Here is an 11,740-nt window from a genome sequence, read left to right as displayed (position 1 = left end):
TGGTCTCGGCCGGCACCGACGACGCGCCATCGTAGGAAGCGGTGATCCTTGCCCGGCAACCCCTAGCCGACCCCAGAGAGCGTGGTCAGCCCGTGTGACGTGGCGTTGACGAGGACGGCGAAGTTGCCGGTGCCCTGCCGGTTCTCGTAGAGCCTCTGGTGGCCCTCGGCGATGTCGTCGAAGGTGCCGCACCATGTGATGCACGGGTCGAGGCGGCCCTCGGACATGAGCCGGATGACGGCCCGGTTCTCGCGGGTGTTCGAGCCGTGCGAACCCTGCAGCCGCTTGCTGCGCATCCAGAGGTAGCGCAGGTCCAGGTCGCCGTTGTAGCCGCTGGTGCCCCCGCAGATGACGACCATGCCCCCGTTGTCGACGACGAACATCGAGGTCGGCAGGGTCTCCTCGCCGGGGTGTTCCACGACGATCCGCGGGTTGCGGCGCTCGCCGAGCACCTCCCAGAACTTCGCGCCGAAGCGGCGGACCTCGGCGGTCCACGCCTTCGCCGCGGCCTTGTCGTCGAGGTCCGGCAGCCGCCCCCAGTGGTGGAACTCGGTGCGGTCGATCACGCCCTTGGCGCCCAGGTCGAGGGCGTACTTCCCGCGCTCCTCGCTGGAGACGACGGCGATCGGGATGCCGCCGCGCAGGTTCGTGATCTGGATGGCGGCGGAGCCGATGCCGCCGGAGCCGCCCCAGATCAGCACCGGGTCTCCGGGCCGCACGTCGTGCGGCGCCCAGCTGGTCAGCTGGCGGTAGGCCGTGGCGCCGGTCACCAGGAAGCTGCCCGCCCGCTCCCAGGAGAGGTTCGCGGGCTTCGGGTGGCACTGCTGTTCCTTGACGCGCGTGAACTGGGCGAAGGAGCCGTAGTTCGACTCGTAGCCCCACGCGGTCAGGGACTTCGACGCGAGGGGGTCGATGCCCATGCGGACGTCCTCGGCGGTCTCGTCCCAGATCGCCCCGGAGGTGACGACCTCGTCGCCCACCTCGAACTGCGTCACGCCCTCGCCCACGGCCCAGACCACGCCGGATGCGTCGGTGCCGCCGATGTGGAAGTCCTCGGTGGCGCCGTGCAGTTTCTGCCGCATGGCGATCACGTCGATGGGCTCCCCGAGGGAGGCCCACACGTTGTTGTAGTTGATGCCCGCGGCCATCACGTAGACGAGGACCTCACCGCGCCCGGGCCGGGGCACCGGCATGACCTCGGTCTGCATCGCCTTCGCGGGCGGCCCGAAGCGGTCCTGGCGGATCACGTTGGCGTACATCTGCTCCGGGATCACGCCCAGCGGCGGGGGGTCGCCCAGCTCGTACAGCGGTTGTGACACGGTCGCCCCCTCACCCGGCGCCGGCGCACGCGTGCGCCGGTCCGATTCGGATCTGCCTCGTTTGTTGACACTCATGCGGTGCGGGACGCTACTGAACGCCCCGGGGCCTGGACACCCCCTACTGGCCCACCGGAACCCCAGTCCTGGGCGCCCGCGGCGTGCCGGAGCCGGTGGCCCCCCTGACATCCGGCGTCCGCTGCCCCTGTTCCCGCGGGTTCCCCTTGTCCGCGCGCCCGCGAGGTGTTGGCATCACGGCAGCCTTTCCGCACCCGAGAAGTGGACGACCACATGACGACTCACGACACCACCTCGACCTGGGTACGCGCCTACGCGCCCGCGCCGGCCGCGCCGATCCGGCTGGTGTGCCTGCCGCACGCCGGCGGATCGGCGAGCTTCTGGCTCCCGGTCGCGAGGGCGCTGTCCCCGCAGGTGGACGTCGTCGCGATCCAGTACCCGGGGCGCCAGGACCGCCGTCACGAGCCGTGCATCGACAACGTTCCCGAACTCGCCCTGCGCGTGCACGAGGTGCTCGGTGAGCTGGACGACAAGCCGACGGCGCTGCTCGGGCACAGCATGGGTGCCAGCGTCGCCTTCGAGCTGGCGCGGCTGATGGAGGCCCGGCGGCCCGCGGCCCACCTCTTCGTCTCCGGCCGCCGCGCGCCCTCGGCGACGCGCCACGAGACCGTGCACCTGCGCGACGACGACGGCCTGCTCGCCGAGGTGCGCGCGCTCGCCGGTACGGACAGCCGGCTGCTGCAGGACGAGGAGATCATGCGGATGGCGCTCCCGTCGGTCCGTAACGACTACCGTGCCGCCGAGACGTACGCGTGGACGCCGGGCGAGCCGCTGAGCTGCCCGGTCACCGCGCTGATCGGCGACGCCGACCCGAAGGCGCACCTCTTCGAGGTCGAGGCCTGGGCCACGCACACCACCGGCTCCTTCACGCTGGAGGTCCTGCCCGGCGGGCACTTCTTCCTGCTCGACCACAGCGCGCGGGTGCTGGACGTGATCCGCACCACGCTCGCCCAGAGCTGAGCCGGCAGTCCACCGACGCGTAGGGAGCGAAGGCATGAGCGCGCTGTACGACCTGAACGACCCCGCCCTGGCCGCGGACCGGTTCGCGTACTACCGGCGGCTGCGGGAGGCCGATCCGGTGCACCGTACGCCGCTGGGCTACTGGGTGCTCACCCGCTACGACGACGTGTCCGCGCTGCTGCGCTCCCCGCACTCCTCGAGCGCCTTCCCCAAGGAGCCGGGCTGGGCGATGACCCGGGGCGGGCCGACCTGCCCCGTGATGCGCAGCGTGGACAAGTGGCTGCTGCTGCAGGACGGAGCGGACCACCGGCGGCTGCGCAAGCTGATCGCGCGGGTGTTCACGCCGCGCTTCATCGACCGGCTGCGGCCGCGCATCACGGAGATCGTGGACGGTCTGCTGGACGCCATGGGCGACGGCGAGGTGGACCTGATCCGCGACCTGGCGCTGCCGATGCCGGTCGCGGTGGTCGGCGAGCTGCTCGGCATCCCCGTCGAGGACCGCGCGCGCTGCCGGGACTGGACGGACAAGGTGGGGTACGTCCTGGACCCGGACGTCTCGCCCAGCCGGCGGATCGCCATGAACAAGGCCGAGCCGGAGTTCCGCAGGTACCTGCTGGACCTGATGGCGTCCCGGCGCGGCGCGGACCCGGAGCACGACCTGCTGTCGGTGCTGATGCAGGCGGAGGACGGCGAGCAGCTCACCGAGGACGAGATCGTCGCCAACATCCTGCTCATCTTCAACGCCGGCCACGAGACCACCGTGAACCTCATCGGCAACGGCATGCTGGCGCTGCTGAGGCAGCCGGAGGCGCTGGAGGCGCTGCGGGCGGACCCGTCGCTGATGCCGACGGCCGTGGACGAGCTGTCCCGCTTCGACCCGCCGGTCACGCTGGCCACCCGGATCGCCACCGCCGACATGGAGATCGGGGGGAAGCTCGTCCCGAAGGGGGCTCACGTCATGGGGCTGCTCGACGCGGCCGGGCGGGACCCGGAGCGCTACCCGGCCCCGGACCGGCTGGACCTGGCCCGCACCGAGCCGAAGACGCTGGCGTTCAGTGCGGGGCCGCACTTCTGTCTGGGAGCGGTGCTGGGGCGGCTGGAGGCCGCGACCGTCTTCTCCCGTCTGCTGGAGCGGTACGCGAAGATCGAGCTGCTGCGCGAGGACCTGCCGGTCAACAAGCACTTCAACCTGCACGGGCTGCTGGAGCTGCCGCTGCGTCTCACGCACTGAACGCGGCGGCGGCCGGCGCCGAGCGCGGGCGTCACAGCGTGCGCAGCACCTCGCGCAGCGCGGCGATCACCTTGTCCTGGCGTTCCTCGGAGAGCGAGGCGTACATCGGCAGGGAGAAGATCTCGCCGGCCAGCGCCTCGGTGACCGGCAGCGAGCCCGCGGGCTGCCCGAGGTGGGCGAAGCCGGTCATCGTGTGGACCGGCCAGGGGTAGCTGATGTTGAGCTCGACGCCGTGCGGGCGCAGCGCCTCGATGATGGCGTCGCGGCGCGGGTGCCTGACGACGTAGAGGTAGTAGACGTGGTCGTTGCCGGAGACCACCTGCGGCAGGACGAGGTCGGTGTCCGCGAGCGCCTCGGCGTAGCGGGCCGCGACGCGGCGCCGGGCCTCGATGTAGCCGTCGAGCCGGCGCAGTTTGCGGCGCAGGATCTCGGCGTGCACCTCGTCCAGGCGGGAGTTGTGGCCCGGGGTCTGCTCGACGTAGTAACGCTTCTCCATGCCGTAGTACCGCAACCGGCGCAGTGCGGCGTCGGTGGCCGCGTCGTCGGTGAGCACCGCGCCGGCGTCGCCGTAGGCGCCGAGGACCTTCGTCGGGTAGAAGGAGAACGCCGCGGCCCTGCCGGTGGTGCCGGCCAGGCGGCCGTTCTGCCGGGCCCCGTGCGACTGGGCGCAGTCCTCCAGGAGCGCCAGGTCGTGCCGGGCGGCGAGCTTCTCCAGGGGGGCGAGGTCGACGCACTGGCCGTAGAGGTGGACGGGCAGCAGGCAGCGGGTGCGCGGGGTGACCGCGGCCTCGGCCTGTGCGGTGTCCATCAGGTAGTCGCTCTCGCGCACGTCCACGAAGACGGGGGTGGCGCCGACCTGGTCGATGGCGATGACGGTGGGCGCCGCGGTGTTGGAGACCGTGACGACCTCGTCGCCCGGTCCGACGCCCAGGGCGCGCAGGGCGAGGACGAGGGCGTTGGTGCCGTTGTCCACGCCGACGCCGTGCGCCAGCCCGTGGTAGGCGGCGAACTCCTGCTCGAAACCGGTGGTGGAGGGTCCGAGGACCAGTTGTCCGGAGCGGAAGACCTGGTCCACCGCGTCGAGGATGTCCTCGCGCTCCGCCTCGTACTCGTCGAGGTAGTCCCATACGCGCAGGGTCATGACGTCTCTTTTCCCTCCCGGCCGGCCAGGCCGTGGAGACAGGCGAGGATGGAGCGGGCCTGGATGTTCAGGTAGTGGCTGTGGCGGAGCAGCGCGGTCGTGTCGGGGAGCGCCGTCCACCGGTAGTCGGGGCAGTCCGCGAGGGAGAGGCCGGCGTCGGCCTCGACGATCACGTAGCGGTTGCGGGCGTGCAGGAAGCGTCCGCCCTCCTCGGAGTGGACGGCGCTGAAGAGCACGTTCTCCTCCGGCGCGGTCAGCACGGTGTCGAGGAAGCGGGGGCGGGCCTCGGGGGGCAGGTGCGCGTAGGTCTGCGGGGTGCACTGCACGGTGGGGGCGAGTTCGAGGACGTCGAGGTGGCCGGCTTCGACGCGGGCGTGCAGCAGCGCGTGCGGCACTCCGTCGATCTCGCGGACCAGCAGCGCGACCAGTCCGGTGCCGTGCGGGGCGAGCAGCGGCTGGTCCCAGCGGCCGACCTCGCGGCCGGCCGCCTCCACCGAGACGCCGACGACGTCGAAGAAGAGTCCGTCCCGGTGGGTGACGCGGCCGTCGCGGAGCTGCCAGCCGGTGACGGCGTTCAGCGGGATCCGGCGCACGTGGCGTTCGCGGCGGGTGCGTTCCTCGGTGATCCAGCGCAGGAGTTCTCCGTACGAGGGCCCCCACTCCGCGGTCGTGGGGGCGGCGCCGGGGAGGCAGGACATCACCGTGCGGGTGTCCATGTTGACCAGATCGTCCTGGCGCAGCAGCTGGTGGAGCTGTCCGAGGGTCAGCCAGCAGAAGCCGTCGAGGACCTCGACCGGGCCGGTGGCCTCGACGATCAGGTTGCGGTTGCGTTTGCGGTGGAACCACGCGCCCTGCTCGGACTGGAGGACGTCGGCGAGCACCCGGTGGTGCGCCGTGTCGCGGAAGTACTCGAGGTAGGGGACGGCCTTGCCGCGGTGCACGCCGCTGTAGTTGCTCCGGGTCGCCTGGACGGTCGGCGAGAGCTGGACGCCGTTGACGTTGCCGGGCTCGGCCTTGGCCTGCATCAGGCAGTGCGGCACCCCGTCGAACTCCTTGACGAGGATGCCGAGGATGCCGGCCTCGGGCTGGCTGATGATGGGCTGCCGCCAGTGTTCCACGGCGGCTCCCGGCACCCGCACGTCGAGGCCGTGTACGGCGAAGAACCGCCCGCTGGAATGTCCGACGTCCCCGGTGCGCGGGTCCACGGACCAGCCCCGCAGCGCGTCCAGGGGGCGGAGTTCGACGGTGGTGTGGAAGCGGTCGCGGCAGTCGGCGAGCCAGGCGTCGAAGGCCGCCGCGTCCGTCACGACGCCGTCGACGGCCCGCGCCGACTCGGCGAACCGTGCCGACTCGGTGTACCGCGTCGCGGGTGCCTGCTCGGTCACCTGTGTCATGTCGGGCGGCCGGTCAGGCGCGTACGGCGAGGAACAGCCCGCGGCCGTTCTGCACCCCGGGCAGGTAGTCGGCGGTCAGCCCGGCCTCGGCGAAGGCCTTCTCGTACTGCTCCCGGGTGTAGAGGCGTGCCAGGTACGTCTCGACGAAGTGCCGGATGCCGTCGTCCGGGCCGGCCACGGTGTAGTGGACCTCCATGCGGGACTTGTCGTCCTGGCGGGTGGCGTGCGAGACGCGGGCCATGGTGAGCCCGTCCACGGTGCACACGTCGGCCGCCACATGGCCGGGGGTGAAGGTGTCGTCGAACCACCACGGATCGACGACGACGACGCCGCCGTCCTCGAGATGCGCCTCGAACCGGCGCAGCGTGGCGACGAGTTCGGGCTCCGTCATCGCGTGGCCTATGGAGCCGAACATGCAGGTGACGACGGAGAACCGGGCGCCGAGGTCGAAGTCGCGCATGTCGCCCTGGTGGACGGTGTCCCCCAGCTTGCGACGGGCCACCTCGACCATGGGCGCGGACAGCTCCACGCCCGCGACCGTCTCGAACATCTCGGCGAAGGCTCCCAGGTGCGAGCCCGTGGCGCAGGCCACGTCCAGCAGCGAGGTGGCGGCCGGGGCCTTCTCGCGGGCGAGGCCGGCGACGAACCGCGCCTCGCTGGCGTAGTCCTTGCCCCGGCCCTGGTGGATCAGGTCGTAGATCTCGGCGAACTCTGCTCCGTACACGGCTGTGGTCCCCTCGGGCTGCTCAGACAGCGCTCTTGTGGCGGGCGGTGAGGTCTTCGAGGACCGGGACGACGTCGTTGGGCGAGGGCGCGGACAGCAGGTCCTTGCGCAGCGCCTCGGCCCCCGTGCGGAACGACGGGTCCTCGAGGAGTCGCACGAGGGACTCGCGCACGCCTTCGGGCGTGACCTGTCCCGGCGGCAGCGAGATGCCCGCGCCGGACCGCTCGACGAGGTCGGCGCGTACGACCGTGTCCCAGAAGCCGGGCAGGATCAGCTGCGGGACGCCGTAGTAGGCGGCGGTGGACTGCACGCCCGCTCCGCCGATGTGGACCACGGCCGAACAGGTCGGCAGCAGGCCCTGCATGGGGACGAAGTCCAGGACGGTGGCGTTGTCCGGTGCCATGTCCGCCGACTCCCCCGGGGCCGGGAGCAGCGTGGCGATCAGCTCGATGTCGAGGCCGGCGAAGGCCTGGAGGGCGCCGATGCTGAACATGTCGAAGCCGAAGTAGCCGCGTACGGAGATGCCGGCGGTGACGGCGACGCGGGGTTTGGCCGGCTCGGCGGCGAGCCATTCGGGCAGCTCCGCCTGACCGTTGTACGGGATGTAGCGCACGCCGACCACCGGCAGGCCGTTGTCGATGCGGTGGCCGGGCGGGCTGACGTCGATCGTCCACTGCCCGTTGGCGACGGTCTCGTCGTAGGCCGCGCCGTGCCGGGCGAGCGACTCGGTGAGCCAGTCGCGCAGCGGGTCCGTCCGCCGGTCCTCGGGGAGCTCCGCGAGACGGTCCAGGAAGTCGTTGCGGGAGCGCGTCACCACGTCGGCCCCCCACAGCATGCGGGCGTGCGCCGCGCCGGTGACCTGGGCGGCGACCGCTCCGGCCCAGGTGAACTGCTCCCACACGATCAGGTCGGGCTGCCACCAGCGGGCGTGGGCGACCAGCGCGTCCGTGAACTCGTCGTTGTTGACGGTGCGGAAGTAGCGGGAGGTGGTCTCGTCGAAGAAGCGGAAGAGCTCCTCGTGGCCCAGGTCCGCCGAGTGCGTGACGGCTTCGGCGACCCGGGACCCCCAGCCTTCGTCCTGGCTGGCTTCCATGACCTGCTTCCACCGGTGGTCGGCGCCGAGCGGCACCGCCGTCAGGCCGGTTCTCGTGACGGTCTCCGCCATCTCCGGCTGGGTGGCGACCCTGACCTCGTGGCCCGCCGTGCGCAGTGCCCACGCCAGGGGCACCATGCTGAAAAAGTGCGTCTTCTCCGCATGTGCCGCGAAGAGAATGCGCATTGCCGTCCTCCAGACGGGACCGTTGACGGGAACGGGCCGGTTTCGCTGCCGGTTTCGCTGCAGTGGTGTACTCGGCAGGAACATAGGGACTGGCCGTACGCGCCGAACACCCCCTACGCCCCCTAGCCCTGGCCTGCGCCACCCCAGTGCCCGGCCGTGGGCGCCAGCGCGGCGGCGGTGCGGCGCAGCGCCTCCTCCAGTTCCACCTTCGCGCGCCAGCCCGTGACCGCGCGGAAGGGCTCCGGGTCGACCACCACGTCCTCGCTGTCGGCCGGGTCGGCGTGAGCCGGCGGGGGCACGGTCACGACGGGGACGGCCGGGCGTCCGGTCTGGGCGGCGACGGCCTCGGCGACGCCGGTGAAGAGGGAGAGCAGGGTGACGCCGGTGCCGGTGCCGATCTCCCAGAAGGTGCCCGAGAGCCGGTCGGCGTGGTCGTGGGCGGCCAGCAGGGCCTCGACCACGTCGTCGATGTAGACGAGGTCGCGGCGGACCGAGCCGTCGCCCCAGACGGTGAGCGGCTCGCCGGCCAGGGCGCGGCGGGTCATGGCGGCGACCACGCCGCGGTCGGCGGCGGTGGTGGCGGGGCCGTGGCCGAAGACCGTGGGCAGGCAGAGCGAGACGCCGCGCAGGACGCCCTCGGCGGCGGCGTGCGCGAGCACGTTCTCGGCGAGCAGTTTCTGCCGTACGTACGGGCTCTTCACGTCGCCCGGGTCGACCGCCCCGCCGGGGCCGCCGCCCAGGCGGGTGGTCGTGCTGGGGAAGACCACCACGGGCCGTCGCGCCCCCGGCCGCCGCCCCGCGCCGAGCGCCGCGGCGAGGTCGCGGACCAGGCCGACGTTCAACCGCTCGGCGGCGGTGTCGTCCTCGGTGACCCGCCAGCCCGCCTCGGTGGCCGCGACCAGGTGGAAGACGGCGTCGGCCCCCTCGACGGCCTCGGCGATCGCGCCCGGGGCGGCGAGGTCCGCGGTGCGCACCTCGGTCTCGGCGACCGCCCCGTTCGGGACGGGGGTCTCGCGGCGGGCCACCAGCCTCAGCCGGACGGGCCTGGCGGCCAGGGCGCGGGTGAGCGGCGAGCCGATGAAGCCGGACGCGCCGAGCACCACGACCAGCGGGCGGCTGCCGCCGCCGGGGCTGCCCGTCACGCGTACATCGCCTTCTCGATCCGCCGGCACTGCTCGTACACCGGCAGTGTCCCGGCCTCCGCCGCCTCGGCCAGGGTGGGGGCGACCGAGTCGCGGTCGGAGAGGATCATCCGGTCGCGGTCCGGCAGCGGCAGGCCGAGCGCGGGGTCCAGGACCGTGAGGGCCAGCTCGTGCTCGGGGACATAGCTGCTGGAGACCATGTACGACATGACCGTGTCGTCCTCGAGGGAGACGAAGGCGTGGCCGAGGCCGAGCGGGAAGTACACGGCGCGGTGGTCGGTCTGATCGAGCAGCACCGCGTCCCAGGCGCCGAAGGTGGGCGAGCCGACGCGGACGTCCACCACGATGTCGATGGCGCTGCCGCGCGCGCAGGAGACGTACTTCGCCGCGCCGGGCGGCGTGAGGGTGTAGTGGACGCCGCGCACCACGTCGCGGGCGGAGACGCTGTGGTTGGTCTGGGTGACGGGGAAGAGCGGGTGGCCGACGGCGGCGGTGAACGCCGGCTCCTGGTAGGGCGAGAGGAAGGCGCCCCGGCTGTCCGGGAAGACCTTCGGGGTGAAGGCGTAGGCGCCGGCCACCCGCAGGGGGCGGACGGACATGGAGCCGGTGACGGCGGTGTCGGGCTCGGTGGCGGACGGGACTTCGGACACGGCAGACCTCACGGTTGGACGGACGGGTGCACGCGGTGCGGGTGCACCCGGTACGGGGGCGGGTGCTCAGCGGAAGCGGCGGCCCTCGTCGGCGCGGTAGGCGCGGTAGGCGACGAGCGCGAGGACGACGGTCCACACGGCCTGCGCGATCAGCGAGGCGGGCCGCGGGGTGTAGTCGCTCACCGCTGCCCACACCAGCTCCGCCGCGCCGCGGACCGGGGTGTAGGGGGCGATCGTGGCGATGAAGCCGTCCGTCGCGTACGGGTCGGCGAGCAGACCGCCGAGGACGACGAGGACCAGCGGGGTGATGCTGATCAGCATGGCCACCAGGTAGGGGTTGACGGCGTACCCGATGGCCAGCATGAAGAGCGCGAAGGGCACCACCGCGAGCATCAGGGCCATCAGTCCGAGCAGGAGCCGGCCCGGGGAGACACGGGCCTCGGTGCCGAGGGCGGCGACCAGGATCAGCGGGATCGCGCCGAGCAGGGTCATCAGGAGGCTCAGCGTCACCATGGAGACCATGCGCGGTACCGGTCCGCCGGGCAGCGTGCGGACGTACCCTCCCCAGGGTTTCATCCGTGCGTCGGCGATGCCCATGCCGTACTGCGCCGAGCAGATGATGAGCACCGCGAAGAGGCACATGGAGGCCGTGCCCATGGTCGCGGCCGCGGGGTCGGAGCCCAGCGTGGGGATGACGAACACGAACATGCCGCCGGCGGGCATGAAGAGCAGTCCGAGGAAGACCGCGGGGATGCGGACGGCCTCCAGGATCTCGAACTTCACGTAGGCGAGGGTGGTGTTCATCGTGCGATCGCCTCCGCGACGGCCGTGGTGGGTTCGCCGGCGTCCGGGGCCTCGTCCCGGTTGCGGCCGAGCAGTGCCAGGAAGGCGTCCTCCAGGGACCCGGCGCTGACGGCGAGTTCGTCGAAGGGGACGCCGGAGGCGACCAGGTAGCGCACCATCTGGTCGGAGTCCTGGGAGAGCAGGTGCACCCGGTCGCCCTCCCGCTCGACGGCGACGAGACCGGGCAGGTCGGGCACCTCGGCCATCCGCACGGTGACCCGGCGCAGGCCGCTCACCCGGCGCAGCGAGGCGACGCTGTCGTCGGCGACGCAGCGGCCCTGGTCGATGATGACCACGCGTTCGGCGAGTTCCTCCACCTCGTCGAGGTAGTGGCTGGTCAGCACCACCGTGCCGCCGCCCTCGTGGAAGGCGCGGATGCCGTCCCACAGCGTGCGGCGGGCCTCGACGTCGAGGCCGGTGGTCGGCTCGTCCAGGAACACGAGGTCGGGTTCGCCGACGAAGGCGAGCGCGATGGCCAGGCGGCGCTTCTGGCCGCCGGAAAGGCCGCCGACCTGGCGGTCGGCGAACTCCGTGATGCCGAACCGCTCCTGGAGCTCCCTCTTGTCGGCGGAGCGCGGGAAGTGCGCCGCCACGAAGTCCATCACCTCGGTGGCCTTGAGGGTCTCGGGAAGGCCGGTCTCCTGCGGGGTCATGCCCATCCGGCGGCGGGCCGCCACGTGCCGGGGGTCGCGGCCGAACAGCTCGATCCTGCCCTGCGTGGGCCTGCGCAGGCCGGTGAAGAGGTTGATGAGCGTGCTCTTGCCGGCGCCGTTGGGGCCGAGCAGGCCGATCAGCTGTCCCGGCGGTATGTCGAGGGATATGCCGTTCACGGCCGTCGTCTCGCCGTAGCGCCGGGTGACCCCGATCGCACGGGCCAGCGGTTGGGTGGTCATCGAGGTTCCTCCATGGAGCAGGCGCTTCCACACACTCCCGGCTGGGCCGGCGGGGCTGTCGGTGTGGTGGGGTTCGCGGTGGGGTCCGT

Annotated in this window: 11 protein-coding genes; 2 read left to right on the top strand and 9 right to left on the bottom strand. The window is 72.3% G+C overall.

What is annotated here, in order from left to right:
* Positions 1-62: 62 nt before the first annotated feature.
* On the bottom strand, positions 63-1,319 hold the full coding sequence (gene ccrA / locus ACIRNI_RS26965; protein WP_403555175.1) for a crotonyl-CoA carboxylase/reductase: 1,257 nt from the start codon (positions 1,317-1,319) through the stop codon (positions 63-65).
* A 288-nt stretch (positions 1,320-1,607) separates the two neighbouring features.
* Here ccrA and ACIRNI_RS26960 point away from each other — a divergent pair, with 288 nt between their 5' ends.
* Positions 1,608-2,354 (top strand): thioesterase II family protein, encoded by a 747-nt coding sequence (locus ACIRNI_RS26960; RefSeq protein ID WP_403555173.1) that lies wholly within the window; start codon positions 1,608-1,610, stop codon positions 2,352-2,354.
* A gap of 34 nt (positions 2,355-2,388) precedes the next feature.
* A complete protein-coding gene (locus ACIRNI_RS26955; protein WP_403555171.1) occupies positions 2,389-3,585 on the top strand; it encodes a cytochrome P450 in 1,197 nt (398 codons plus the stop codon).
* Positions 3,586-3,616: 31 nt separating this feature from the next.
* On the opposite strand, the gene ACIRNI_RS26950 is transcribed toward ACIRNI_RS26955, so the two are convergent.
* The 8 genes from ACIRNI_RS26950 to ACIRNI_RS26915 form a co-directional block, all read right to left on the bottom strand.
* Positions 3,617-4,726 (bottom strand): DegT/DnrJ/EryC1/StrS family aminotransferase, encoded by a 1,110-nt coding sequence (locus ACIRNI_RS26950; RefSeq protein ID WP_403555169.1) that lies wholly within the window; start codon positions 4,724-4,726, stop codon positions 3,617-3,619.
* Positions 4,723-6,120, bottom strand: coding sequence for an NDP-hexose 2,3-dehydratase family protein (locus tag ACIRNI_RS26945; RefSeq protein WP_403555167.1), 1,398 nt, complete (start codon positions 6,118-6,120; stop codon positions 4,723-4,725). The genes ACIRNI_RS26950 and ACIRNI_RS26945 overlap by 4 nt, the downstream gene beginning before the upstream one ends.
* Before the next feature lie 13 nt (positions 6,121-6,133).
* A complete protein-coding gene (locus ACIRNI_RS26940; protein WP_403555165.1) occupies positions 6,134-6,844 on the bottom strand; it encodes a class I SAM-dependent DNA methyltransferase in 711 nt (236 codons plus the stop codon).
* A 22-nt stretch (positions 6,845-6,866) separates the two neighbouring features.
* Positions 6,867-8,123, bottom strand: coding sequence for an activator-dependent family glycosyltransferase (locus ACIRNI_RS26935; RefSeq protein WP_403555163.1), 1,257 nt, complete (start codon positions 8,121-8,123; stop codon positions 6,867-6,869).
* A 122-nt stretch (positions 8,124-8,245) separates the two neighbouring features.
* Positions 8,246-9,265, bottom strand: coding sequence for an NAD-dependent epimerase/dehydratase family protein (locus ACIRNI_RS26930; protein ID WP_403555161.1), 1,020 nt, complete (start codon positions 9,263-9,265; stop codon positions 8,246-8,248).
* The gene (locus ACIRNI_RS26925; protein WP_403555276.1) at positions 9,262-9,864 is read right to left on the bottom strand and encodes a dTDP-4-dehydrorhamnose 3,5-epimerase family protein; all 603 of its coding nucleotides are present in this window, start codon (positions 9,862-9,864) and stop codon (positions 9,262-9,264) included. The genes ACIRNI_RS26930 and ACIRNI_RS26925 overlap by 4 nt, the downstream gene beginning before the upstream one ends.
* 117 nt (positions 9,865-9,981) lie before the next feature.
* The gene (locus tag ACIRNI_RS26920) at positions 9,982-10,719 is read right to left on the bottom strand and encodes an ABC transporter permease (protein WP_403555159.1); all 738 of its coding nucleotides are present in this window, start codon (positions 10,717-10,719) and stop codon (positions 9,982-9,984) included.
* A complete protein-coding gene (locus ACIRNI_RS26915) occupies positions 10,716-11,651 on the bottom strand; it encodes an ABC transporter ATP-binding protein (protein WP_403555157.1) in 936 nt (311 codons plus the stop codon). The genes ACIRNI_RS26920 and ACIRNI_RS26915 overlap by 4 nt, the downstream gene beginning before the upstream one ends.
* Positions 11,652-11,740: the final 89 nt, after the last annotated feature.

This window comes from Streptomyces sp. NPDC093546 (genome assembly GCF_044765045.1).
Taxonomy (GTDB): Bacteria; Actinomycetota; Actinomycetes; order Streptomycetales; family Streptomycetaceae; genus Streptomyces.
The sequence above is the reverse complement of the archived record's forward strand: the minus strand, read 5'-3'. Positions and strand labels throughout refer to the sequence as shown.

Bases quoted from the DNA above. Each gene is read 5' to 3' on its own strand.
- ACIRNI_RS26960 (WP_403555173.1), top strand. From the start codon at position 1,608: ATGACGACTCACGACACCACCTCGACCTGGGTACGCGCCTACGCGCCC.
- ACIRNI_RS26955 (WP_403555171.1), top strand. From the start codon at position 2,389: ATGAGCGCGCTGTACGACCTGAACGACCCCGCCCTGGCCGCGGACCGG.
- ACIRNI_RS26950 (WP_403555169.1), bottom strand. From the start codon at position 4,726: ATGACCCTGCGCGTATGGGACTACCTCGACGAGTACGAGGCGGAGCGC.
- ACIRNI_RS26945 (WP_403555167.1), bottom strand. From the start codon at position 6,120: ATGACACAGGTGACCGAGCAGGCACCCGCGACGCGGTACACCGAGTCG.
- ACIRNI_RS26935 (WP_403555163.1), bottom strand. From the start codon at position 8,123: ATGCGCATTCTCTTCGCGGCACATGCGGAGAAGACGCACTTTTTCAGC.
- ACIRNI_RS26925 (WP_403555276.1), bottom strand. From the start codon at position 9,864: ATGTCCGTCCGCCCCCTGCGGGTGGCCGGCGCCTACGCCTTCACCCCG.
- ACIRNI_RS26920 (WP_403555159.1), bottom strand. From the start codon at position 10,719: ATGAACACCACCCTCGCCTACGTGAAGTTCGAGATCCTGGAGGCCGTC.
- ACIRNI_RS26915 (WP_403555157.1), bottom strand. From the start codon at position 11,651: ATGACCACCCAACCGCTGGCCCGTGCGATCGGGGTCACCCGGCGCTAC.